Consider the following 24,928-nt stretch of genomic DNA (forward strand, 5'->3'; position numbering starts at 1 on the left):
ACCCGATGAAGATCGTCGGGCTGATGTCGGGCACCTCCTACGACGGGGTGGACGTGGTGGCGGCCGAGTTCACCGCCGACGGGGACACGCTGCGGCTGCGGCCGCTCGGGCACCGGGAGCTGACGTACCCGGACGACCTGCGGGCCGAGATCGGCGCGCTGCTACCCCCGGCGGCCACCACGATCGAGGCGGTCTGCCGGCTGGACAACCGGCTCGGCGAGGTGTTCGCCGAGGCGGCGGCGGCCGGCGTCGAGCTGGCCGGAGGCACCGTCGACGCGGTCGTGTCGCCCGGGCAGACGGTCTTCCACTGGGTCGAGGCGGGCCGGGTGCGCGGCACGCTCCAGCTCGGCGCGCCGGCCCGGGTGGCCGCCCGGGTGGGCGTACCGGTGCTGCACGACCTGCGCTCGGCGGACGTCGCGGCCGGCGGCCAGGGCGCGCCGCTCGTCCCGGCGTTCGACGCGCTGCTGCTCGACCCGGCCTCCTCCCCGCGCGCAGCGCGGGGCCCGGCCGGCACCGGCGCGCGGGCCGCGTTGAACCTCGGCGGGATCGCGAACCTCACCGTGGTCGCGCCCGGCGCGCCCGTCCTCGGGTACGACGTGGGCCCGGCCAACGCGCTGCTGGACGCCGCCGCCCGGCGCTTCCTGGACCGGCCGTGCGACGTCGACGGGGCACGTGCCGCGGCCGGCCGGGTGCACGAAGGGCTGCTGGCCCGGCTGCTCGCCGAGCCGTACTACGCCGCGCCGCCACCCAAGTCGACAGGAAAGGAGCTGTTCCACGGCGGCTACCTGGACGCCGCGCTGGACGCGACCGGCGAGCCGGTGGCCGCCGACGACGTGCTGGCCACGCTCACCGAGCTGACCGCCCGCACGGTGGCGGACGCCTGCGACCGGCACCGGGTCACCGAGGTGGTGGTCGCCGGCGGGGGAGTGCGCAATCCCACACTCCGGGCGCGGCTGGCGGCGCTCGGGGAGGGGCGCTGGCGGCTGCGGACCACCGACGAGCTGGGCGTCCCGGCCCAGGCCAAGGAGGCGTACGCGTTCGCGCTGCTCGGCTGGCTGTCCTGGCACGGGCTACCAGGCGCGGTGCCGTCGGTGACCGGGGCGTCCCGGGCCGCCGTGCTCGGCTCCTGGACCCCGGCGGGCCCGTCCGTCACCGCGCCCCGCCCACCCGCGCCCCGCCGGCTGGTGGTCGACGCCTGACCCGGGTCGATGCACGGCCGGGCTGCGGACTGTCGCACGGCCGATAGACTCTCCGGTCATGAGTGTTGAAGAGGGCACGGCCAACCACGGTCGGCTGCTGGGCACCGTCCACGGCCCGCAGGACGTGAAGCGGATGACCGCCGAGCAGCTGGACATCCTCGCCGCCGAGATCCGTGACTTCCTGATCGCCAAGGTCTCCCGCACCGGCGGCCACGTCGGCCCCAACCTCGGTGTGGTCGAGCTGACCCTGGCGATGCACCGGGTCTTCGACTCCCCGCGCGACCGGCTGCTCTTCGACACCGGCCACCAGGCGTACGTGCACAAGATCCTCACCGGCCGGCAGGAGGGCTTCGACAAGCTCCGCCAGCGCGGTGGCCTCTCCGGCTACCCCAGCCAGGCGGAGAGCGAGCACGACCTGATCGAGAACTCGCACGCCTCCACCGCCCTGTCGTACGCCGACGGGCTCGCCAAGGCGTACGCGCTGCGCGGCGAGAAGCGCTCCGTGGTGGCCGTGGTCGGCGACGGCGCGCTCACCGGCGGCATGTGCTGGGAGGCGCTGAACAACATCGCCACCGCCGGCAACCCGCTGGTGATCGTGGTCAACGACAACGGCCGGTCCTACTCGCCGACCATCGGCGGCCTCGCCGACCACCTGTCGTCGCTGCGGCTCAACCCCGGCTACGAGAAGGTGCTCGACACGGTCAAGGACGCGCTCGGCAACACCCCGTTCGTCGGCAAGCCGATGTACGAGGTGCTGCACGCGGTCAAGAAGGGCATCAAGGACGCGGTCGCCCCGCAGGCCATGTTCGAGGACCTGGGCATCAAGTACGTCGGCCCGGTCGACGGCCACGACGTACCGGCTGTCGAGGCGGCGCTGCGCGCGGCGAAGAACTTCGGCGGCCCGGTGATCGTGCACGCGGTCACCCGCAAGGGCTACGGCTACCGTCCCGCCGAGGACGACGAGGCCGACTGCCTGCACGGCCCCGGCGCGTTCGACGCCGAGACCGGCAAGCTGCTCGCCGTGCCGTCGGTGAAGTGGACGAACGTCTTCGCCGACGAGCTGGTCGCGATCGCCGACGAGCGCCCCGACGTGGTCGGCATCACCGCCGCCATGGCCGAGCCCACCGGCATCGCCACGCTGGCCCGCAAGTACCCGGAGCGGGTGTACGACGTGGGCATCGCCGAGCAGCACGCTGCCACCTCGGCCGCCGGCCTCGCCATGGGTGGCCTGCACCCGGTCGTCGCGGTCTACGCCACGTTCCTCAACCGCGCGTTCGACCAGGTCCTGCTGGACGTCGCGATGCACAAGCTGCCCGTCACGTTCGTGCTGGACCGCGCCGGCATCACCGGCCCGGACGGGCCCAGCCACTACGGCATCTGGGACATGTCCGTGTTCGGCGTGGTGCCCGGCCTGCGGATCGCCGCGCCCCGCGACTCGGCCACGCTGCGCGAGGAGCTGCGCGAGGCGGTCGCCGTGGACGACGGCCCGACCATCCTGCGCTTCCCGACCGGCACCGTCGCCGCCGACCTGCCGGCCGTACGCCGGGTCGGCCCGGTCGACGTGCTGGCCGAGTCGGCGCGTACCGACGTGCTGCTCGTCGCGGTCGGCTCGTTCGCCGGCCTCGGTGTGGAGGTCGCTGCCCGCGTCGCCGAGCAGGGGTACGGCGTGACTGTGGTCGACCCGCGCTGGGTGCGCCCGGTGCCGGCCGAACTGGTCGAGCTGGCCGCCGCGCACCGGCTCGTGGTCACCGTGGAGGACGGCGTACGCATCGGCGGCGTCGGCTCCGCGCTGGCCCAGGCGATGCGCGACGCGGACGTCCGCGTACCGGTCAAGGACATGGGCGTACCGGCCGACTGGCACCCGCACGGCAGCCGCGCGCAGATCCTGGCCGACCTGCGGCTGACCGCGCAGGACGTGGCGCGCGACGTCACCGGCTGGATCTCCGGCCTGGACGCCGCCCCGGTCGACCCGGCCGCCAACGGAGCCCGAGCCCAGAGCTGACCCCGCTCGTCGCCCGGTCTGCGCGTCGATCTTGCACTTGCGGCCCTCCTGATGTCGGCTTCGCCCGATCTGGGAGGGCCGCAACCGCAAGATCGCGGGGCTTGACATGGAGGGAGGGCCTCGTGGAGATACGCGAGACGGGGCCGGGGGATCTCTCGGGGATCGTCGAGGTGCACAGCCGGGCGCGGGTCGCCTACTACGGAGCCGGCGGGCTGCCGGTCGGGGAGATCATCACTCCGGAGCTGGCCCGGGAGCAGCGGGAGGGCTGGACGGCGGCGATCACCTCGGCGCACAAGCGGGTGCGAGTCGCCATCGTGGACGGTGACGTGGCCGGCGTGCTGGCCATGGGGCCGCCGCACTCGCCCGATCTGGACCCGCGGACGACAGCGCAGCTCTACCAGATCCACGTCGACCCGGAGGTGTGGGGGCGGGGCGTGGGAAGTGCGCTGCACGCGCTGTTCGTGCGTCACCTTCAGGACGAAGGGCTGGCGCTGGGCGTACTGGAGGTGTGGGAGCGCAACACCCGGGCCCGCGCGTTCTACACCCGCCACGGTTGGCACCCCGACGGCACGTCCCGCCCCGGCCCGGCCCAAACCCGCTACCTGGGCATGCGCCTACTCCACCCGTAGCGCGGCCCAGCCCTCCCGGCCCCGCCGATCTTGCACTTCCCGCCCCGGACTTGTCCGTTTCGCCCCTATCCAAGGGGCCCCAACTGCAAGATCGTCGGGGCTGGGGTGGGTCTGTCCCTGTTGACCAAGGAGTTCGGGTGCGCGAGCGGCCGCCCGGGTGACACAAACTCCTTGATCACCGGGGAGGTGGGGTGATCATGAGGTTGGCCGGGGATTGTGTCCGGTTTGTCGCCGTCAAGTTCATGATCGACGGGGTGGGGCCGACGGGGTGGGGGGCGGGGCCAGGGAGGGGGGTCAGGGGGTGGGGAGGGAGCGGTACCAGGTTTTTTCGGTGCCGGCCAGGCTGAACGTCTGCCTCTGGTCGGTGTGCTCGACCACCACCAGGCCGGGACGGTCCACCAGACGCGTCGTGCCGGGCGGGGCGGAGAACGACGCGTCCCGGGTGCGCCAGGACAGCACCGCCAGCGGCCGGCCCGGCATCGGCAGGTGGTACGCCTGGAGCGTGGTGGACCGGTCGGCCGGTGAGGCCACCGGAGTGCCGCCGTCGGCGGGCCGGTAGACCACGGCGGTCATCGTGCCGCCCGGGGTCTCCCAGCTGAGCTGCTCCAATTCGCCCGGCTCGCCCTCGCCGAGGGCCACCGAGCCGAGCGAACGCGTCGCGATCTTCGCCATCGGCCAGGACTCCGGCGCGGAGCGGGGCGCCTCGCGGTCGCCGATGCGGCGCGGCACGCTGCCGAACGGGCCCCGCTCACCGGCGAGCACGCAGGTGTCCAATCCGGTCAGCGCGCGCTTCCCGGCGCCCGTCTCGTCGCGTACCAGGGGGTAGCGGGGCGCTTCGGTGGCCGTACCCAGGTCGAGGACGCGGTCCGCGGCCCGGCCGCGCGGCAGCGACGGCGTGGGCCGCAGCGTCGCGGTCAGTTCGACGGCCCGGCAGTCCGGTACGGCGACCGGGTCGGTGACGCCGTCGGTGGTGCCGACCACCTTGCCGTCGGGGCCGGTCAGGCGTTCGACGCGGGCCGAGGTGAGGTAGCGGCGGCCGGCCGGCTCCCGCACCGGCAGCACGTCGGAGTAGACCAGGTAGCCGGGGTCGGTGTACTCGGTGGCGTGGACGACCCGCCAGCGCTGCCCGTCCCGGTCGAGTTGCAGCAGCCAGGAGGCGGCGTCGCCGGGCACGTCGGCGGCGACGAGCGCGAGCGCCGAACCGGCGACCTGACCGGAGAAGAGGATGCCGGAGGTGGGCACGTGCACCCGGTCGTCCACCGGGGAGCGCCAGTCGCGTACCGCCGTGGTGATCGCGGCGGTGGCCGCGGCGTCGCGGGCCAGGCTGCCGCGCGGCGGCCACACCGCGAGGGTGCCGTCCAGGCTGTCGTAGCCGACCCGCAGGTCCGCCGGCTGCCGTTCGGCGACCGGTCCGCAACCGGCCGTGACCAGCAGCAGAGCTGCCAGCGCGGTGCCCGTCGTAGCGCCTCGGCGGGCTGAAAGCACCCTGATCCCCTCGCCGGTCGTCGGTCGGAAGCCCACATGGTACGAGACGACCGGTCGCCCGGCCGCGCCCGGCTCACCCTTTCGGCCGATCGGCCCACTGCGGAACGTGACGGGCGATTCGGGTATCAATATCCGGCTCCGGTAGACTCCGCCGACTGTGACGCCTGCCGAGACCCGCGGCGCCTCGACGCCGACCGCCGCCGCCCCGACGGGCCACCACGCCGTCACCCTGGACCCACCACCGCTCGCCGTCGCCGACGCGCCGGAGCGGGCGACCGAGCCGGAGGCGCCGGCCACGCCGGGCGCGCGGCGCGCGCGCCGGTGGCGGTGGACCCGCCGCCGGATCGACCTCACGGTGTACGGCGGATTCCTGCTCGCCGCGATCTGGGTCACCAGCGGCATCTGGGTCGACCCGGCCGGACGGGTCGCCGCGCTCTACAGCAGCGACCCGGCGCAGGTGCAGTTCTTCCTGGCCCACTCGGTGCGGGTGGTGCTGCACGGCGAGTTCCCGTTCTTCACCGAGCAGTTCAACTACCCCGACGGCGTCAACCTGATGGCGAACACCGCCATCCTGGCGCTGGGCATCCCGATGGTGCCGGTGACCCTCCTGTTCGGACCGGCGGTCTCCTTCGTCACGCTGGTCACGCTCGGCCTGGCCGGCACCGCCGCCGCCTGGTACCGGGTGCTGTCCCGGCACCTGATCCGGCACCGCCCGGCCGCCGCGGCGGCGGCCTGGTTCTGCGGGTTCTCACCGGCCATGCTGTCGCACGCCAACTGGCACCCGAACATCATCAGCCAGTTCCTGCTGCCGTTCATCGTGTGGCGGGTGCTGGTGCTGACCCGCTCGGCCCGGCCGGTCCGCGACGGCGTGCTGCTGGCGCTGCTGGTCACCGCGCAGGCGTTCATCAACGAGGAGATCCTGCTCTTCACCGCGCTCGCGCTGGGCGTGTTCCTGATCGCCGTGGTGGTGCAGCAGCGTGAACGGTGGACGACCGCCTGGCGGCCGCTCGGCACCGGGCTGGCGGTCTGCGCGGTGCTGGCCGGGGCGCTGCTGGCGTACCCGCTGTGGGTGCAGTTCGCCGGGCCGATGGCGTACCACGGGCTCAGCGACGCGGTGCGCGACTACGGCAACGACATCGCCGCGTTCTTCGCGCCCGGCTCGCCCACGTTCGGCGGCAACGAACGCGCCAACGTCAACCTGGCGCCGAACTACTCGGAGGAGAACGCGTTCTTCGGCTGGAGCCTGTCGCTGCTCGTCGTGGGCATCGTGGTGTGGCTGCGACGGGACGTGATCGTCCGTGCGCTCGCCGCCACCGGGCTGTTCTTCGCCGTGCTCTCCCTCGGCGAGCGGATCTCCTGGTGGGACCGGGAGATCGCCACCGGCCCGTGGGAGTGGCTGGTACGGCTGCCGCTGCTCGACGCCGTGGTGCCGACCCGCTTCGGCCTGATCACCGGCGTGACGGTGGCGATCCTGCTCGCGTACGCGGTCCGTCGCGCCTGGGCGCTGCGCGGCGTGGACCGGCGAACCGCCCGCAAGCTCACCGCCGCGGGCCTGGTCCTCGCGCTGCTGCCGATCGCGCCGATGCCGTTGCAGGTGACCACGCGGGAGCCGGTGCCGGAGTTCATCACCGCCGACCGGTGGCGCAAGTACGTCGGGCCGGACCAGACGCTGGTCTCCGTGCCGGTGCCCGCGATGGGCAACACCGACCCGATGCGCTGGGCGGCGAGCACCAACCTCGACTTCAAGATCCCCGGCGGCTACTTCCTCGCGCCCCGCAACGGCGTCACCGGCGACCCCGGGCGCTTCGGCGGCCGCCCCAGCGGCATCGGCGAAATGCTGCGGGAGGTATCGTCCACCGGCCGCACGCCGAAGCTGGACGACCGGCAGCGCCGTCGCTACCTGGACGAACTGCGGCACTGGAACGCGGCGGTGGTGGTGCTGCCGCGTGACGAGCAGAACGCCGAGCCGCTGCGCCGCACCGTGGAGCAGCTGGTCGGCCCCGGACGGCAGGAGCTGGACGTGTGGCTGTGGGACGTGCGGAAACTGACCAGCCGGTCCGCCTGAGCGAACCGGCGGTCCCCGCCCCCGCGCCCCGACGCCGCCGGCCCCGCCCGGCCGACGTGCTCGTGGTGGGCGGCTACCTCGGTCTCGCCGTCCTGCTCACCACCGGCCAGTGGCGCCGGCCGGAACGGCTGTTCCACCAGGCCGGCGACCAGATGCTGTTCGAGTGGATGCTGGCCCGGGCCGCCCGCGCGGTGACCGGCGGCGAGAATCCGCTCTGGAGCGGCGCGCTGAACGCCCCGGACGGGGTGAACCTGATGGCGAACACCTCGGTGCTCGGGCTGGGCGTGCCGCTCACCCCGGTCACCGTCGTCTTCGGCTCCCAGGCGGCCTTCCTGGTCGCCGTGACGCTCAGCCTCGCCGGCACCGCCACCGCCTGGTACGCGCTGCTCGCCCGCCGGCTGGTCCGCTCCCGGGCCGCCGCCGCGGTGGGCGGCCTGTTCTGCGGCTTCGCCCCGGGCATGGTGGCGCAGGCCGGGGCGCACCTGCACATGGCCGCCCAGTTCCTGGTGCCGGTGATCCTCGCGCTGGTGTTCCGCCCGGCCACCGGCCGGGTCCGGCGCGACGGCGTGCTGCTCGGGCTCGCCGTCGCGTACCAGGTGTTCCTCGGCGAGGAGGTGCTGGTCTTCCTGGCGCTGGCCGCCGGGGTGTTCGCCGGGGCGTACGCGCTCGCCGACCGGGCCGCCGCGCGCCGGCTGGCACCGGTGGTGGCCCGCCGGCTGGGCATCGGCGCGCTGGTGGCGGGCGTGCTGCTGGCGTACCCGCTGTGGTTCCAGTTCGCCGGGCCGGGCCACTACCGGGGGATGCCGTTCCACACCGAGGGCTACCGGCTGGACGTGGTCTCGTTCGTCACCACCGCCCGGCAGAGCGTCGCCGGGGACGCCCGCCGCGCCGGGCTGCTGTCGCCGAACCCGACCGAGCAGAACTCGTTCTTCGGCCCGTTCCTGCCGCTGCTGGCCGTACTCGTGGTGGTGCGGCTGTGGCGGCGGCCGCTGGTGCGCGCGCTCGCCGCGTGCGGCCTGCTGTTCGCGCTGCTGTCGCTCGGTTCCCCGATGGTGGTGAACCGGCACGACACCGGGCTGCCCGGCCCGTACCGCCTGCTCGCCGGGGTGCCGCTGCTGGACCTGGTGGTGCCGGCGCGCTTCGCGCTGGTCTGCGTACCGGTGCTCGGGGTGCTGCTGGCGCTGGCGCTGGACCGGGTCCGGCGCGGCGGCGTCCGTACCTGGGCGCCGTGGGCCGGCGCGGTCGCCGCGGCGCTGCTGCCGCTGGCGCCGACGCCGATCCGCACGGTGCCGGTCGCGCCGGTCCCGGCCGTGGTGTCCGGCGGCGGCTGGCGGGAGTACGTGCCGGCGGGCCGGACGCTGGTGCCGGTGCCGCCGGTGACCGGGGCGGCGGTCAGCCCCGCCATGTTCTGGTCGGCGCGCACCGCGCTCGCGTTCGACGCGCCGGGCGGCTACTTCATCGGCCCGCGCTCGGCGGACGACCCGGCCGCCCGCTGGGGCGCGCCGGACCGGCCCACGTCGCTGCTGCTGCGCCGGGCCGCCGAGACCGGCCGGGTACCGCCGGTCGGCGAGACGGAACGCCGCCAGGCGGTCGACGACCTGCGGCACTGGCGGGCGGCGGCGCTGGTGCAGGCCGACTCGTCACCCGGCGACCCGGTACGCGCCACAGTGGACTCGCTCGTCGGGCCCGGCCGGGACGTGCCGGGCGGGTACCTGTGGGACGTCCGCCCGCTCGTCGGCTGACCGGCGGGCTCACACCCGGTCGCGGACGTCCCAGATCCACACGTCGTCGACCCGCTGCGGCGGGCCGAGCAGCTCGGCCATCAGGTCGCGCAGCACGGCCTCGCGCGGACCGGACCCGAGCACCACCACCGAGGCCCGCCAGAAGCGCAGGTCCTCCACGGCCTGGCGGCGGTTCTCCTCGGTGATCTCCGGCACCACGTTGGCGTCCATCGTGGAGTAGATGAGCGTGCTGGTGGGGCGGTTCGGGGCGCCGAAGACGCCCTCGCCGCGCTCGTTCGGGCCGATGAAGTAGCCGCCCGGGATCGGGAACTCGTGCCCGGTCAGCGCGCTCCAGCGCAGCGTGTGCAGCCCGTGCACGTTGCTCGGAATGGGCACCGGCACGAGCGTGCGGCCCTCCGGCACGTACGGCCGCCAGCCGCCCGCGGTGATGAAGTGCGGCGGCGGGTCGATCCGCTCGGCCGGCAGCGGACGCGGGATCAGCGGCACCACGGCGGCGGCGATGGCGACGAGCCCGGCCAGGCGAAGCACCCGGCGGCGCCGCTCGCGCGCGGCCGTTCCGTCGTGGCCGTCGGCAGCGCCGTCGTCGTCGCCGGCGCGGGGGGCGGGCACCGGCGGGCGGCCGGCACCGGCGAGCGTGTCCCACGCCAGGGCGAGCAGGACACCGACGGCGGCCACCACGACCAGGCTCAACCGCGTCGGCATCATCATCTCGACCAGCGGCAGGTCGTCCGGCACGTACGCCCACGGGCCGTCGATGTCGGTCTCCGCGCCGTTGAACCGGACGACCGGGCCGATCGAGGCGATCGTGAACAGCACCACCAGCACGGCCAGGATCCGTGCCGGCACCGACCGGCGGACCAGCAGCACCAGCGCGGCCAGCGCCACCAGCACCAGCGGCCAGCCGAACCAGGTGTTCTGCTCGGTCAGCCCGATGGTCTTCTCCACCGCCTCGTCGCCGGCGATCGTGTCCCGGGCGAACGTGACGAAGGCGACCAGGTCCTCGCCCCAGTTGTGGAAGACGCCGCCCTGCAACCCGCGGTAGGACTGCGGGCCGTTGAACTGGAACCAGATCGGGTACGCGGTCAGCAGCAGCGCCAGGCCGCCGCCGAGACCGAGCGCGGCCAGGAACGACCCGGCGCGTTCGCGGGCCGCGCGGGGCCGCTGCACCGCGTACGCCACCACGACGACCAGGCAGGCCAGCGCGGTGAGCAGCAGCATCTCCTCGTTGATGAAGATCTGGTACGCCACCAGCAAACCGAGCGCCAGCCCGTTGCGCCGCCAGCGGCCCGGCTCGCCCAGCCGCAGCACCCGGGCCACGATCAGCGGCAGCAGGAAGTTCGACACGAAGTTGGGCTGGCCGTTGGCGTGGTGCACGATGCCCGGCGCGAAACCGAGGAACGCGCCGCCGACGAACGCCCCGGCCCGGGACCGGACCAGGTGCCGGGACAGCACCCAGTACGACGTGGCGGCGGTGGCGGACAGCGCGGCGCCCAGGTAGAGCGCGTACATCACCTGCGGGCCGAGCAGCAGCGTCAGCGGCGCCAGCGGCAGCGTCACCCCGAGCAGCGAGGTGTTCGCCATCATGTTCACCCCGTCCGGCGCGTTCTGCCGGGTGGTGAACAGCGGGTTCTCCAGGTGCTGCACCGAGTACGCGCCGTGCGCGAACAGCCACTCGAACCAGCTGTGGTCGGTGGGCAGGTGCGAGGAGACCCGGTTCTCGACGTCGCCCCAGTAGTTGAGGCAGACGAGAACGCCGAGCAACACATAGGCTCCGATGGCCAGCACGTCGGCGCGGGCCGGCCGGCGACGGGCGCGGCGTGGCGGGTCGGCCACGACGGCGTCCGCCTCGACGGACGAGGGGTTCAACGAGGGGTCCACCACGGGCACGGCCACGACGCGCCATCGTACAGGCGGTTCGTCACACGGCCGGTCACGGTCGGGCGGCGGCTCGGCGCGCGGGAGAGGGATGGTCGTGACCGTCATCGATCTGGGGGAGCTGCGCGACGAGGCACCGCCAGGTCCGGCGCCCCGCCCTCCGCACGCCGTCGGACGGCCGTTCCGCCTCCTGGTGGTGCTGCTGGTGGCGTTGCTCACGCTCACCGCCGCGGCGCCGCCGCGATCTCCGGTCGAGTGGACACTGCCCGGCGGGCTGGGATCGGCCGTGTTCGCCTCCGGCGACGCGGTGTACGTGGTGCGGCCGGATCGCGGGAGCGCCGGCGGCGGGCGGGAAGTCGTCGCGTACCGGGGCGACCGGGAGCGGTGGCGCAGCCCGCTGCCCGGTTCCGGCACCGTCGTGTCGGTGTGGGAGCAGGACGGCCGGGTGATCGTGGCCGGCCGGAGCGTCGACGACACGGACTGGCAGACGGTCACCTACGACGCGGTCACCGGCGCGGACGTCTGGCGCCGGCCCGGGATCGCGTTCGCGGTGGGCCGGGTGCTGCTGATGCAGTCGGCCGTCTCCGACACCAGTACGTCGATCATGGAGGTGGACCCGGCCGACGGCCGTACGGTGTGGACGGCGCAGATGACGGGCGCGCTGGGTTTCGACTTCGAGCCGACCGGGCCGGTACGCATGGTGTTGTCCCCGGCGACCGGGCAGACGGTGGTCGTGGACGGCCGCACCGGCGCGCGACTGGTTGCCCGGGACCTGCACCCGGTACCACGGCCCGGGCCACGCCGGTTGCAGATCGCCCGCGGACTGCTGCTGGAGTTCCGCGACGGCGACGGCGCCATCGAGGCGTACGACCTGGACACGCTCCGGCCGCGCTGGACCGTCGCGCGCAAGCTCGTCGGCCACGTCGAGAGCTGTGGCGCCCTGCTCTGCGCCGTCGGGCTGGCCGGCGGGATGACCGCGCTCGACCCGGCGAGCGGCGCCGTGCGCTGGAGCGTGGACCGGTGGGCGGGCGTGTCGGCGGAGCGCGGCGGCCGGCTGCTCGTCGGCGTCCCCGACACCGACCTCGACGCCGGCCTGGCGGTGCTCGACCAGCAGGACGGGCGACTGATCGCCGACCTCAGCGGCTGGACCCTGGTCCCGCAGCACGAGTCCGGCGGCCCGCTGTTGGCGACACGCCCGCTGGGCGGCGGCCGGCAACTCCTGGCCGAGCTGAACCTGTCCGGTGATCCGCCCTCGACCCGGGGCACGTTCACCGGCACCGGCTGCACCACCGGTGTGACAGTGCTGGTCTGCCGGCGGCCTGGCGGCGACTACATGGTGCGGCGGCTGACGTGAGCCCGGTGATCGAACTGGGGGAGATGCGGCACGGCGAGTCCGCCGACGAGCCGGCCCCCGCGCCGCCCCGCCGGCCGCCCGGCCCCACGGCGCGGGTGGCGCTGCTCGGCTGCCTGGTGCTGCTCGTGGTCACCGCTGCTGCCGGGCCGCCGCGACGGCCCGAGCCGGTCCGGCTGCCCGCCCCGCAGGGCGCGGCGTTCGTGGTCCTGGCGGATCGGGTGGTGGTGGCCGACGGCCCGGGCGCGATCGGCCGGGGTGGCCGGGTGGTCGCCGCGTACCGGCTGCCCGGTGGGGAACCGGCGTGGCGGTTCGCCCTGACCGACGGCGACCACGTGCTCGGCCTCACCGCAGTGGCCGGGGGACTGCTGGTGACGAGCAGCCCGGCCGGGGACGGCGACTCCGTGTCGGCCATGCTCGACCCGGTCACCGGCACGCTGCGCTGGCGGCATCCCGGCTACCCGGTCCGGACCGCATCGGGCGGGCTGCTGCTGGAGAACCCCCGCCCGCCCGGTGCGGGCACCGTGCGGGCCGTGGACCCGGCCTCCGGCGCGGTGCGGTGGACGTTGCGCGTGCCGGGTCAGGAGGTGGGGTACCGCCGCGACGACCACGGGGTCACGCAGCTCGTGCTGGTCACCCCGCAGGGCCGGGTGACCGTGTACGACGCGGACTCCGGCACGGTCGCGCACACCGGCCGGGTGGCGCCCGCAGCCGATCGCGCCGCCTACCGGTACGCGCAGGTCGTGGCCGACCTCCTGCTGGTCGAGGACGCCCGGGGCACGGTCACCGGGTACGGCCTGGACCGGCTCGACGAGCGGTGGAGCCTGCCGGTCGGCTCCCGCGCCGGGCTCTGGTTCGCCGACTGCGCCGGGATGGTGTGCCTGCGCGACCAGGTGGGCGGCGCCCAGGCCCTCGACCCGGCCACCGGCCGCCCGGCCTGGACGGACGAGCGCTGGCTGGGGATGGGACCGGTCGGCGACCGGCTCATCGCCGCCGAACGCGGCGTAGGGGAGGAGCTGGAACTGTCGGCGCTGGACCCGCCGACCGGCCGCGTGCTGGCCCGGCTGGGCCGCTGGCGCGTCTCCGGCAGCGACCTCCCGTCCGGGCCGCTGCTCGGCCTGCGCACGCTCACCGAGGACCGCACGCTCGTCGGCGCGCTGGACGTGGCGGCCGGGCAGGTGCGGATCCGGGGGATCCTGCCCGGCGCGTGGTCCGAGTGCGCCGACACGGGTACGGAACTGGTGTGCCTGCGTCCGACCGGCGGCATGGCGATCTGGCCGGTCGGCAGATGATCACCAGTTGGCCTGAGCGGGAGGTGGCGGCAGCGGCGTCGACTCCGGCCGCAGCACGTACGCGATCCCGCCGCTGCCCGCCTGCCAGGCGTTCTCGAACGGCGCGCGCGGCACGGTGCGGCGGACCCGCTCGTCGTCCGGGGCGTACGGGTCGTTCAGCACCGGGTCGCCGTCGGCGGTGAAGCCGGCCAGCACCATGAGATGCCCCCGGGTGTCGTAGTCCAGGCCGGGCACCTGGCCGGCGGTGAACGCGGCCGAGACGATCAGCGGGATGCCGGCGGCCACGAACCGTTCCGCCTCGGCCAGCGAGCGCAGCCGGGTGACGAAGGCGTCCACCCCGTGCGTCGCCGCGTACGCGGTGTTGAACGGCCAGTTGCCCGGACCGCCGTAGGCGTGGTCGTAGCAGTGCCGGGCCGCGTGCACCACCTGCGGGCGAGGGCCGGGCGGCGCCACCCAGGCGTACCGGTCGGGGGCGGGACCGGCGCCCCAGAAGTCGAGCACCATCGACACGCAGGTGGGGCTGCACCAGGAGTCGCCACCGCCACCCCAGCGGGTCTCCCCGGCGGCGGCGTGCAGTCGCTGCGCGTAGCGCGGCACGTCCAGCACCCGTCCCCACGCGGCGCCAGGCCGAAGCGTGTCGTCGGCGTCCGCGCCGGTGGCGGCGGTCTGCGCGCCGGCGGTGCCGGCGTCGGTGGCGGTGGTGGTGGCGGCGGGCGGGTCGGTGGAGGCGACCACACCCACGGTGCGCAGCACCGGACCGGCGGGCGCGTCGAGCCGGCGCAACAGGGTCACCCGGACCTGCCAGCCGGTCACCGTCGTCCCGGTCACCCGCAGCGTGTCGGCGGCGACCCGCGCCCGGTCGTCCTCCTGCCCGGGTACGGAGGCGCGGTGCACCGTGCTGTCGTCGGCGGCCCAGTGGCCCAGCTCGTACCAGCCGGTGGTGGCCGTACCGTCGCCCCAGCCGCGCAGCTCGATCCGCAGCCAGCACCCGGGTGGGGTGTCGGCGGTCCAGGAGGGCACCAGCTCGGTCACGGCGAAGCCGGCGGGCGTCACGGGGGAGGTCCAGGCGCCGGCGGCGTACTCGGCCGTGATCCCGGAGTGCGGGTCGGTGTGCGTGACCCGGCCGGCATCGCCGTCGAGCGTCAGGCCGTCCGGCCCGGCGCGCAGCCCGTCCGCACGACCTCGGTCCCGGTCCGCCGGGAAGCGGAACCGGCGGTACGCGATGTCGCGGCCGCTCGCGCCACTCATGCCGCTCATCGGGAACCCGCCCGGCGTGGACGCGGCCCGTTGCTGGTACGCATGTCGATCATCGCCGCCGAGCATCGCGTACCCGAAGGTTTTCTGCAACGGTCGCCCGCGCCGCCGACCGCAACCTACCGGCGTGCCGTGCCGTGACCGAACGTAGTCGCAACCCCACCCCGGCAGGGTTACCCCGCGCCCCCTTTGCTCTGCAGCCATCGACGCAGCGGTGACCCACGGCTACCGCTGCGAATGAGGCTGCAGAGCAAAGGGGCGTGAGGGGTGTACCCGGCGGTGCGCGCCGGTCGACCGTTTCTCCTGGTCGAGGCGATTTGGATCGCTGGGCGTTCGAGGTGGCTCGGTGAGCGCCGGTCACGGTGTGTGACGCAAACCTGAAGCGGCCTCGGGGCTACGCAAAGTGGCAATCGTTGTCCGCGAGGCGGCCGCGCCGGAGATCGGCTCCTCCGGCGGCCGGTTTTGCCCGCCGCACTAGGTTGTCAGGGGTCACGAGGTGGGAGGCCGGGATGCGGGTACTGGTGGTCGAGGACGAGCGCAACCTCGCCGACGCGATCGCGCGCGGGCTGCGCAAGCGCGGGATGGCCGTCGACGTCGCCTACGACGGCAACGCCGGGCACGAGGCGGCGTTCGTCACCCGCTACGACGTGGTGATCCTGGACCGCGACCTGCCCGGCGTGCACGGCGACCGGATCTGCGCCGACCTGGCCGCCTCCGGCGCGCTGACCCGGGTGCTGATGCTGACCGCCAGCGGCACCGTCGCCGACCGGGTGGAGGGGCTGCAGCTCGGCGCCGACGACTACCTGGCCAAGCCGTTCGCGTTCGACGAGCTGGTGGCCCGGGTGCAGGCGCTCGGCCGCCGCGCCACCCCGGCCGCGCCGCCGGTGCTGGAGGTGGCCGATCTGGTGCTCGACCCGGCCCGCCGGGTGGTGAGCCGTGGCGGCGTGCCGCTCGACCTCACCAACAAGGAGTTCGGCGTGCTCGCCGAGCTGCTCAAGGCGCGCGGCGCGGTGGTGTCCAGCGAGGAACTGCTGGAGCGGGTGTGGGACGCCAACACCGACCCGTTCACCACGATCGTCCGTGTCACCGTGATGACACTGCGCAAGAAGCTCGGCGACCCGCCGCTCATCGACACGGTCGTGGGTGCGGGCTACCGGATCGGCGGGGTACGGCAGTGAGCGGGCGGAGTGAGCGCCGGGTACGGCCGACACTGCGGCTGCGGCTGACCCTGCTCAACGGCGTGCTGCTGGTCGGCGCCGGGGCGATCCTGGTGCTGCTGGCCTGGCTGCTGGTCCGCGACGCGCTGCGCCCCACCGACGAGTTGCTGCCCGGCACCACAGTGGTGCTCAGCGACGGGCGCACCCTCGACGCCGGGCAGTGGCAGCGCCAACTGGTCGACGCCGCGTCACAGGAACTGCTGGTCAAGGGGCTGCTCGCGCTGGCGGCGATCAGCGTGGTCGGAGTGGCCGGGGCGTACCTGGTGGCGGGCCGGGCACTGCGCCCCCTGCACCAGGTCACCGCCACCGCCCGGCGGCTCGGCGAGGCCACGCTCGACGAGCGGATCGGCTGGTCCGGCGCCGACGACGAGGTGGCCGAACTGGCCGAGACGTTCGACGCGATGCTGGACCGGATCAGCGGCGCGTTCGAGGCGCAGAAACGGTTCGTCGCGAACGCCTCGCACGAGCTGCGGACCCCGCTGGCCGTGATGCGTACCGAAATCGACGTGACGCTCAGCGACGACGACGCCGACCTCGCCGAATACCGCCGCATGGCCGGCGTGGTGCGCGACGCCTCCGAGCGCGCCAACGGCCTGGTCGACGCGCTGCTGGTGCTGGCGCGCAGCGAGGCGCAGACCGGCCGGCGGCTGGCCCGGCGCGCCGAGTCGGACCTCGCCATCGGTACGGCGAACGCGCTGTCAGCGGTCTCCCGCGAGGTGGAGCGCATCGGCCTGAAGGTGCACACGTCGCTGCGGCCGGCGCCGGTGGTCGGCGACCCCGGCCTGCTCGACCGGCTCGCCGGCAACCTGGTGGAGAACGCGGTGCGCTACAACCACCTGCACGGCCGGATCTGGATCCGCACCGGCACCGACGGGGAACGGTCCTGGCTGGTGGTGGGGAACACCGGCTTCGAGGTCGCCCCGGCCGACGTACCCGGGCTGTTCGAGCCGTTCCGGCGCGGCGGCCAGGAACGCACCGGCGCGCGCGGCTCCGGTCTCGGCCTGTCGATCGTGCGGGCCGTCAGCGACGCGCACGGGGGCACGGTGAAGGCGGTCGCCCAGCCCGGCGGCGGCCTGGAGGTGACAGTCACGCTTCCGTCGGCCGACCCGGCGGCGGCCACCTGACACGCCGACCCGGCCCGTCCGGCCGGTGAGGCGCCCTCATCTTTTCGTGCGGACGGCCTCGGCTGTCCTGGCCGGACCCGACGGTGGTCGGTCCCGGCGGCACGGTGGTCGGGCAGAATGCGCCGCTCACGCTGGACGCGGAGCCGGGGATCAACCGAGAGTAAGCGCAGCGACGCCTCACCCTGCTCACCCACCGGAGCTGCCCGTGACCCACCACTCGGCCCCGCGCCGCCGCCGTCTTCTCGCGGTCCTCACCGCCGGCGCCCTCACCGTCGCCGGACTCTCTCCGGCCACGCCCGCGGCCGCCGCCGCGCCCGGCCACGACAAAGTGGTCCACACCGTTCCCTCCGCCGCCTCACCCGACGTGCAGGACGGCTCGGTCGACGCGATCCACGACGCCGGCACGAAGATCATCGCGGGCGGCTCCTTCACCCGGGTGCAGAACCGCAACTCCGACGTCGACATCCCCCGGAACTACCTGCTCGCCTTCGACAAGGCCACCGGACAGGTGGACACGGCGTTCGCACCCACGCTCGACAACGAGGTGACGGCGGTCGTCGCCGGCCCCACGGCGGGCACGGTCTTCGTGGCCGGCAAGTTCAACACCGTCAACGGCGTGACCCGGCGCAAGGTCGCCCTGCTCGACGTCGCCACCGGGGCGGTCGTCACCAGCTTCGCGCCGCCGGCGTTCAACGGGCTGGTCAAGGACATCGCGCTGGTCGGCAACCGGCTGCTGGTCGGCGGCATCTTCACCACGGCCGGCAACCCCAACCCGCGCGGCGGGCTCGCCTCGCTCAACGCCACCACCGGCGCGGTCGACAGCTACCTCACCACGACGCTGACCGAGAACCACAACTGGGACGGCGTCAGCGGCGCCAAGGCCGGCGTGGGCGCGGAGAAGCTGGCCGTCTCGCCGGACGGCACGCAGCTCGTCGTCATCGGCAACTTCAAGAAGGCCGACGGGGTCCTGCACGACCAGATCGTCAAGATCGACCTCGGTGCCACCGCCGCCACCGTCGCGGACTGGAACACGGCCCGCTACACGCCGCGCTGCAAGTGGCAGTCGTTCGACTCGTACGTCCGGGACGTCGCGTTCTCCCCGGACAACAGCTACTTCGTGGTGGTCACCACCGGCGCCCCCTACAGCGGCACGCTCTGCGACACCGCGGCCCGCTGGGAGGCCGGCGCGACCGGTGCCAACCTCCAGCCGACGTGGGTCGACTACAGCGGCGGCGACACGTTCCTGTCCGTCGGCATCAGCGAGCAGGCGGTGTACGTCGGCGGTCACCTCCGCTGGCTCAACAACACCACGGGCACCGACAACGCCCGGGCCGGCGCGGTTGGCCGGGCCAGCATCGCCGCGCTCGACCCGGTCAACGGCCTGCCGCTGTCCTGGAACCCGGGCCGGCACCCGCGCGGCATCGGCGCGTCCGAGATGCTCGTCACCGAGTCCGGGCTCTGGATCGGCGGCGACACGCTCTGGATCGGCAACTTCCAGTACCGCCGGGAGCGGATCGCGTTCTTCCCGCTGGCCGGCGGCAAGGCGCCGCACCCGACCACCACCGCGACACTGCCCGGCAACGTCTACCAGGCCGGCCTGCCACAGCCGACGAACGTGCTGTACCGGGTGAACGCGGGCGGCTCGGCCGTCGCCTCCACCGACGGCGGGCCGGACTGGTCGGCCGACACCAACTCCAGCCCCAGCCCGTACCGCAACTCCGGCGGCAGCGCCTCCAGCTACACGACGCCCGCGAGCCTGGACTCGACGGTGCCGGCCGGCACCCCGGCCCAGCTCTACAACGACGAGCGGTACGACCCGTCCGGCGGCGCGGAGATGGCGTGGCAGTTCCCGGTGCCCACCGGCACCGAGGTGCACGTGCGGCTCTACATGGCCAACCGGTACGCGGGCACCTCCACGGCCGGCACCCGGATCTTCGACGTGGCGCTGGAAGGCGGAGTCGTCCTCGACGACCTCGACCTGTCCGCCGCCGCCGGGCACAACGTGGGCACCATGCGGGAGTTCACGGTGGTCAGCGACGGCTCGATCGACATCGAGTTCCGTCACGTGCGGGAGAACCCGCTCGTCAACGCCGTCGAGATCGTCAAGACCGGGCCGCCGCCCAGCGGCAGCGCCACGCCGGTGCAGGTGCGCTCGTACGACGGGCAGAGCACCGTCGGCGCGCCCGACCCGGTGGCGGACCCGGACGGGACCGTCTGGACGGGTGCGCGTGGCGCCTTCTGGGTCGGCGGGACGGTGTTCTACGGCGCCGACGGCGCGCTGTACCGGCGCACGTTCGACGGGACCACGTTCGGCACGCCGGAACTGGTGGACCCGTACCACGACCCGTACTGGGACAACGTGATCACCAACTCCGGACCGACCGGGCAGACGTACGTCGGCGCGACCACCGGCTTCTACGCCGAGATCCCGAACGTGACCGGCATGCTCTACCGGGACGGGCGGCTCTACTACTCGCTGTCCGGGCAGAACGGCCTGTTCTGGCGCTGGTTCACGCCGGACAGCGGCGTGGTCGGCGCCGACCGGTTCACCGTGGCCGGGGCGAGCGGGTTCGCCGACGCGGGTGCGATCTTCGTCGCCGGCACCACGCTCTACAAGGTGAACCGCAACACCGGTGACCTGTCCGCCACCGACTGGACGAACGCCGTTCCGTCGGCGTCGTTCACGGTGCGCAGCGGCCCGGGGGTCGACGGCGTCGACTGGCGCGCGAAGGCGGTGTTCGTCGGCCCGTAAGGAAGGGCACCTTCTTAACGCCTCCGGTAGAGGAAGGGCCCCTTGTTAACACCTCGCTGTCAACAAGGGGCCCTTCCTTGCGCGGGTGGGGTTGTGTGCGCCGTGGGGCGGTGGAATGATCAACCGGGTCAGCTCGAGTGTGGAAGGGGGTGTGGTCGATGTCCGTCGTGAACAGTCCCGCGCCCCGCGTTCCCCGCTGACGTTCCCACTGTGCCGGGGCGCGTTCCCCACAGGAGGAAGCACCGTGAGTGCACAGATCCACTGCGTGACCGTCGAGTCCGACGACCCGTACGTCCTGGCCGGCTGGTGGGCCCGCGTGCTCGACCGCCGGCTCGCCGACGACGACCACCCGGGCGACCCGGAGGCGGTCCTCGTCGCACCCGACGGGGACGGCCCCGACCTGCTGTTCGTCCAGGTGGGCGAGCGGCACGGCAAGGGTGCCTTCCACATCGACCTGCACCCGGCCGAGGGCACCCGGGACGAGGAGGTGGCGCGGCTGCGCGACCTCGGCGCCACGGTGGTGGCCGACCGGCGCCGGCCGGACGGGACCGGCTGGGTGGTGCTGGCCGACCCGGAGGGCAACGAGTTCTGCGTCTGCCGGAGCCACGCGGAACGAGCCGCGTCCGCCTGATCCGGAAACGACACCGGGCCCCCGCCGTGACGGCGGGGGCCCGGTGCGTGACAGGTGTCAGTCCTGCTTCTCGATCTCGCCGCGCATGGTCACGAACTCCGACTGGAGCTCGGCCGCGGACTTGAAGTAGACCACCACCATGCCGAGGCTGCCCCGGTCGACCCAGATGCACACGGCCACCGGCACGTCCGACGCCTTGCCGTCGGAGCACTTGGCGTCGCCGCCCAGCGGGCCCGCGTCGACCGTCTTGAAGTCCTTGGTGGCCAGGTCCGGGGTGACCGCCGCGGTGGCGTCGGCCAGCTCCTTCTTCGGGTCGGCGATGACGCCGGACACCGCGGCGATCATGACCAGGTCCTTCTTGGCCGGGTCGCCGTAGAAGGCGCCGACGGTGCTGGTCGCGTCCGGCACGTCCTTGCTGAGCTGGGCCTTCATCTGCGCCGCGGCGGACTGCAGTTGCGGGTCGGTGACCTTCGCCCGGCCGCCGAGCGTCTGTGGCTCGACCACGCGGGTCTTGGTGGCGGTCACCACCTCGTCGACGGTGTCCTTCGTGGCGAAGTAGGCGGCGACACCGCCGCCGACGCAGAGCACCAGGACCACGGCGAGGACGATCAGCAGAACCTTGCCCGCGCCGGACTTCTTCTTCGGCGGGACCGGCGCACCGAGCTGGCTGCCGTACTGCTGCTGCGGCGGGTAGTCGCCGCCGTACTGCTGCTGAGGAGCCTGCGGGTAGTCACCGCCGTACTGCGGCTGCTGCGGCGGCTGGTAGCCACCGGGCTGTTGCTGGGGGGAGGGGTAGTTGCCGGGGTAGGGACTGGACGGCGGCTGGGACATGTAGGCAGCTCCTGTGAGAAAACTGGACGCGTGATCGTAGCCAGGACCACCGACAACCCGCTGTCCGCACAAGGGCGGGGACACCAAACCGCGACCTACCCGTGACCTGGGCCGCGAACGCCGATCGCGGTGGCCGCACCGTCCGGAACGGACAGCCCGACCACCGCGATCGATGCGGTGCGGTCGCCTCAGCGCAGGCTTGCCACGCCGCGCGGCAGGAACCGCTTGCCGGTCACCCGCTCGGAGGTGCCGGTCCGGTCCAGGTACGGCGTGACGCCGCCCAGGTGGAACGGCCAGCCGGCACCGAGGATCATGCACAGGTCGATGTCCTGCGCCTCGGCGACGACGCCCTCGTCGAGCATGAGCCGGATCTCCTGCGCCAGCGCGTCCAGCGCGTTCTGCCGGACCTGCTCGGCGGTGAGCGGCTCGTCGCCGACCACCAGCAGCTTCGCCACCTCGTCGTTGATCTGGTCGTCGACCACGATCGGCTGGCCCGAGTCGGCGATCCGCTTGAGGTTCTCGCTGACGCCGAACCGGTCCGGGAACGCCTCGTGCAGGGTGCCGCCGACGTGGTACGCCACGGCCGGCCCGACGAGCTGCAGCAGCGCCAGCGGGCGCATCGGCAGGCCCAGCGGGTCCAGCGCGCTGTTCGCCACGTCCAGCGGGGTGCCCTGGTCGACGGCCGCGAACACGGTGCCGAGGAAGCGGGTCAGCAGCCGGTTCACCACGAACGCGGGGGCGTCCTTCACCAGCACCGACGACTTCTTGAGCTGCTTGCCGACCGCGAACGCGGTGGCCAGCGTGACGTCGTCGGTCCGCTCGCCGCGGACGATCTCCAGCAGCGGCAGCACCGCGACCGGGTTGAAGAAGTGGAAGCCGACCACCCGCTCCGGGTGCTCCAGCTCGGCGGCCATCGCGGTGATGGACAGCGAGCTGGTGTTGGTGGCGAGCACCGCCTCCGGCTTGACGATCTTCTCCAGCTCGGCCCAGACCTGCTTCTTGACGCCCAGGTCCTCGAACACGGCCTCGATGACGAAGTCGGCGTCGGCGAAGACGGACTTGTCGACCGAGCCGCTGACCAGGCCGTACAGCTTGGCCGCGGTGCCCTTGTCCATCCGGCCCTTGCTGACGGCCTTCTCGATCTGGGTGTGCACGTAGCCGACGCCCTTGTCCACGCGGGACTGATCCAGGTCGGTCATCACGACCGGCACCTGCAGCCGCCGGGCGAACAGCAGCGCGAGCTGGCTGGCCATCAGGCCGGCACCGACGATGCCGACCTTGGTGACCGGGCGGGCCAGGCCCTTGTCCGGCGCGCCGGCCGGGCGCTTGGCCCGCCGCTGCACCAGGTCGAAGGCGTACAGGCCGCTGCGCAGCTCCTCGGAGAAGACCAGGTCCGCCAGGGCCTCGTCCTCCGCCGCGGTGCCGGTGGCGAAGTCGGCGTCCTTCGCCGTCTCCAGCAGGTCCAACGCCTTGTACGCGGACGGGACCGCGCCGTGCAGCCGCTGGTCCAGGGTCTGCCGGGCGAAGTAGAGCACGCCCGCCCACATGTCCTTGTCGACCTCGGGACGGGTGACGGCGACCTCGCCGCGTACCACGCCAGCGGCCCACTCCAGCGACCGCTCCACGAAGTCGGCCGGCTCCAGCAGCACGTCCGCGATGCCCATCTCGGCAGCCTGCTTCGGCTTGAGCATCTTGTTCTGCATCAGCGGGTTCTGGATGATCACCTGCGTCGCGGCCGGGATGCCGATCAGGTTCGGCAGCAGCTGCGTACCGCCCCAGCCGGGGATCAGGCCGAGCGAGACCTCGGGCAGCGCGAGGGCCGCCGCGCCCGCCGACAGGGTCCGGTAGTGGCAGTGCAGCGCCAGCTCCAGGCCGCCGCCCATCGCCGCGCCGTTGACGAACGCGAAGGTGGGGACGTCGCTGTCCTTGAGCCGGGCGAAGACCCGGTGGCCCAGCCGCCCGATCTCCAGCGCCTGCTCGCGGTTCTCCAGCGCGGGCAGGCCGACGATGTCCGCGCCCACGCAGAAGATGTACGGCTTGCCGGTGACCGCGATGAACGCCGGCTCCGCCGCCAGCGCGGCGGTGATCGCCTCGTCCAGGCTGGTCAGGCCGGCCGGGCCGAAGGTGTTCGGCTTGGTGTGGTCGAAGCCGTTGTCCAGGGTGATGAGGGCGGCGGGCCGGTCCAGCCCGGGTACGGACACCTGGCGCAGCAGCGCCTTGGTGACGACCTCGTTCGGTGCGGCGAGCGCGCTCACTTGTTGCCCTCCCAGTGCGGGTTCTCCCAGATCACGGTGCCGCCCATGCCGATGCCGATGCACATGGCGGTGAGGCCGTAGCGGACCTCGGGGTGCTCGGCGAACTGGCGGGCGAGCTGGGTCATCAGCCGGACGCCGGAGGACGCGAGCGGGTGACCGATGGCGATCGCGCCGCCCCACGGGTTGACCCGCGGGTCGTCGTCGGCGATGCCGAAGTGGTCGAGGAAGGCGAGCACCTGCACCGCGAACGCCTCGTTCAGCTCGAACAGGCCGATGTCGTCGATGCTCAGGCCGGCGATGCGCAGCGCCTTCTCGGTCGACGGGATCGGGCCGACGCCCATCACCTCGGGCTCGACGCCGACGAAACCGAACGACACCAGGCGCATGCCGATCGGCAGGCCCAGCTCGCGGGCGGTCTCCTCGGCCACCAGCAGCGCGGCGGTGGCGCCGTCGTTCAGGCCGGCCGCGTTACCGGCGGTGACCTTGCCGTGCGGCCGGAACGGGGTCTTCAGGCTCGCCAGCTTCTCCATCGAGGTGTCGCGGGGCGCCTCGTCCACGGTGGCCAGACCCCAGCCCGTCTCCGGGTCGCGGGTCGCCACCGGCACCAGGTCGCCCTGGAGCTTGCCGTTGGCGTACGCCTTGGCGGTCTTCTGCTGCGACGCCAGCGCGAACGCGTCGGTGCGCTCCTTGGTGATGTGCGGGACGCGGTCGTGCAGGTTCTCCGCGGTGGAGCCCATCACCAGGGCGGACGGGTCGACGAGCTTCTCCGCGACGATGCGCGGGTTGGGGTCGACGCCCTCGCCCATCGGGTGGCGGCCCATGTGCTCGACGCCGCCGGCGATGGCGACGTCGTACGCGCCCATGGCGATGCCGCTGGCCACTGTGGTGACGGCGGTCATCGCGCCGGCGCACATCCGGTCGATGGCGAAGCCGGGCACGGTCTTGGGCAGGCCGGCCAGCAGGGCGGCGGTGCGGCCGATGGTCAGGCCCTGGTCACCGATCTGGGTGGTGGCGGCGATGGCCACCTCCTCCACCTTCTCCGGCGGCAGTTGCGGGTTGCGGCGCATCAGCTCGCGGATGCAGCGGATCACCAGATCGTCGGCGCGGGTGTTGGCGTACATCCCACCCGCCTTGCCGAACGGGGTACGGACGCCGTCGACGAAGACGACATCCCGGACTTCACGGGGCACTTGGAGCCTCCCTCGGCACGGGCATTTCCCCGGA

17 protein-coding genes are annotated in these 24,928 nt (G+C 73.7%); 11 read left to right on the top strand and 6 right to left on the bottom strand.

The genetic code is table 11. The annotated features are described in order from the left end of the window. Positions 1–5: 5 nt before the first annotated feature. The 3 genes from ACQP26_RS08175 to ACQP26_RS08185 all read left to right on the top strand — a co-directional run bounded on the left by ACQP26_RS08175 (position 6) and on the right by ACQP26_RS08185 (position 3,830). The gene (locus tag ACQP26_RS08175) at positions 6–1,199 is read left to right on the top strand and encodes an anhydro-N-acetylmuramic acid kinase (protein WP_433495333.1); all 1,194 of its coding nucleotides are present in this window, start codon (positions 6–8) and stop codon (positions 1,197–1,199) included. A 58-nt stretch (positions 1,200–1,257) separates the two neighbouring features. Next, positions 1,258–3,201, top strand: coding sequence for a 1-deoxy-D-xylulose-5-phosphate synthase (gene dxs, locus ACQP26_RS08180; protein ID WP_433495334.1), 1,944 nt, complete (start codon positions 1,258–1,260; stop codon positions 3,199–3,201). A 122-nt stretch (positions 3,202–3,323) separates the two neighbouring features. Then, positions 3,324–3,830: an N-acetyltransferase family protein gene (locus ACQP26_RS08185; RefSeq protein ID WP_433495335.1), complete on the top strand. Its 507-nt coding sequence runs from the start codon at positions 3,324–3,326 to the stop codon at positions 3,828–3,830. A 294-nt stretch (positions 3,831–4,124) separates the two neighbouring features. Here ACQP26_RS08185 and ACQP26_RS08190 read toward each other — a convergent pair whose 3' ends face one another. Next, positions 4,125–5,315, bottom strand: coding sequence for a hypothetical protein (locus ACQP26_RS08190; RefSeq protein ID WP_433495336.1), 1,191 nt, complete (start codon positions 5,313–5,315; stop codon positions 4,125–4,127). A gap of 157 nt (positions 5,316–5,472) precedes the next feature. Between ACQP26_RS08190 and ACQP26_RS08195 the strand changes: the two genes are divergently transcribed. Both ACQP26_RS08195 and ACQP26_RS08200 read left to right on the top strand, forming a co-directional pair. Beyond that, entirely contained in the window at positions 5,473–7,380 is a 1,908-nt protein-coding gene (locus tag ACQP26_RS08195; protein WP_433495337.1) for a hypothetical protein, read from the top strand. Continuing rightward, positions 7,338–9,122, top strand: a complete 1,785-nt coding sequence (locus tag ACQP26_RS08200) for a hypothetical protein (RefSeq protein ID WP_332367297.1) — start codon at positions 7,338–7,340, stop codon at positions 9,120–9,122. Before ACQP26_RS08195 ends, ACQP26_RS08200 begins: the two co-directional genes overlap by 43 nt. A gap of 9 nt (positions 9,123–9,131) precedes the next feature. Here ACQP26_RS08200 and ACQP26_RS08205 read toward each other — a convergent pair whose 3' ends face one another. Next, positions 9,132–11,015, bottom strand: a complete 1,884-nt coding sequence (locus ACQP26_RS08205; RefSeq protein WP_433495338.1) for a hypothetical protein — start codon at positions 11,013–11,015, stop codon at positions 9,132–9,134. Positions 11,016–11,088: 73 nt separating this feature from the next. Between ACQP26_RS08205 and ACQP26_RS08210 the strand changes: the two genes are divergently transcribed. Continuing rightward, on the top strand, positions 11,089–12,351 hold the full coding sequence (locus ACQP26_RS08210; protein ID WP_433495339.1) for a PQQ-binding-like beta-propeller repeat protein: 1,263 nt from the start codon (positions 11,089–11,091) through the stop codon (positions 12,349–12,351). Then, on the top strand, positions 12,348–13,640 hold the full coding sequence (locus ACQP26_RS08215) for a PQQ-binding-like beta-propeller repeat protein (protein ID WP_433495340.1): 1,293 nt from the start codon (positions 12,348–12,350) through the stop codon (positions 13,638–13,640). Before ACQP26_RS08210 ends, ACQP26_RS08215 begins: the two co-directional genes overlap by 4 nt. Here ACQP26_RS08215 and ACQP26_RS08220 read toward each other — a convergent pair whose 3' ends face one another. Then, entirely contained in the window at positions 13,641–14,888 is a 1,248-nt protein-coding gene (locus ACQP26_RS08220; protein WP_433495341.1) for a peptidase C39 family protein, read from the bottom strand. Between the two features lie 515 nt (positions 14,889–15,403). On the opposite strand from ACQP26_RS08220, the gene ACQP26_RS08225 reads away from it, so the two are divergent. The 4 genes from ACQP26_RS08225 to ACQP26_RS08240 all read left to right on the top strand — a co-directional run bounded on the left by ACQP26_RS08225 (position 15,404) and on the right by ACQP26_RS08240 (position 20,618). After that, positions 15,404–16,072 carry a response regulator transcription factor gene (locus tag ACQP26_RS08225; RefSeq protein ID WP_281578647.1) on the top strand — a complete coding sequence of 223 codons (669 nt, stop codon included), beginning with the start codon at positions 15,404–15,406 and terminating at the stop codon, positions 16,070–16,072. After that, on the top strand, positions 16,069–17,235 hold the full coding sequence (locus ACQP26_RS08230) for a sensor histidine kinase (RefSeq protein WP_433495342.1): 1,167 nt from the start codon (positions 16,069–16,071) through the stop codon (positions 17,233–17,235). The genes ACQP26_RS08225 and ACQP26_RS08230 overlap by 4 nt, the downstream gene beginning before the upstream one ends. Positions 17,236–17,440: 205 nt before the next feature. Beyond that, a complete protein-coding gene (locus ACQP26_RS08235) occupies positions 17,441–19,987 on the top strand; it encodes a malectin domain-containing carbohydrate-binding protein (protein WP_433495343.1) in 2,547 nt (848 codons plus the stop codon). Positions 19,988–20,231: 244 nt separating this feature from the next. Then, the gene (locus ACQP26_RS08240) at positions 20,232–20,618 is read left to right on the top strand and encodes a VOC family protein (RefSeq protein ID WP_269701186.1); all 387 of its coding nucleotides are present in this window, start codon (positions 20,232–20,234) and stop codon (positions 20,616–20,618) included. Positions 20,619–20,675: 57 nt separating this feature from the next. On the opposite strand, the gene ACQP26_RS08245 is transcribed toward ACQP26_RS08240, so the two are convergent. From ACQP26_RS08245 to ACQP26_RS08255, 3 genes are all read right to left on the bottom strand, one after another. After that, the gene (locus tag ACQP26_RS08245) at positions 20,676–21,449 is read right to left on the bottom strand and encodes a hypothetical protein (protein ID WP_433495344.1); all 774 of its coding nucleotides are present in this window, start codon (positions 21,447–21,449) and stop codon (positions 20,676–20,678) included. A gap of 188 nt (positions 21,450–21,637) precedes the next feature. Next, positions 21,638–23,704 carry a 3-hydroxyacyl-CoA dehydrogenase NAD-binding domain-containing protein gene (locus tag ACQP26_RS08250; RefSeq protein ID WP_269701182.1) on the bottom strand — a complete coding sequence of 689 codons (2,067 nt, stop codon included), beginning with the start codon at positions 23,702–23,704 and terminating at the stop codon, positions 21,638–21,640. Next, a complete protein-coding gene (locus tag ACQP26_RS08255; protein WP_433495345.1) occupies positions 23,701–24,894 on the bottom strand; it encodes a thiolase family protein in 1,194 nt (397 codons plus the stop codon). Before ACQP26_RS08255 ends, ACQP26_RS08250 begins: the two co-directional genes overlap by 4 nt. Positions 24,895–24,928: the final 34 nt, after the last annotated feature.

Origin of the sequence: Micromonospora sp. CA-248089 (assembly GCF_050948515.1) — a bacterium.
Classification (GTDB): domain Bacteria; phylum Actinomycetota; class Actinomycetes; order Mycobacteriales; family Micromonosporaceae; genus Micromonospora.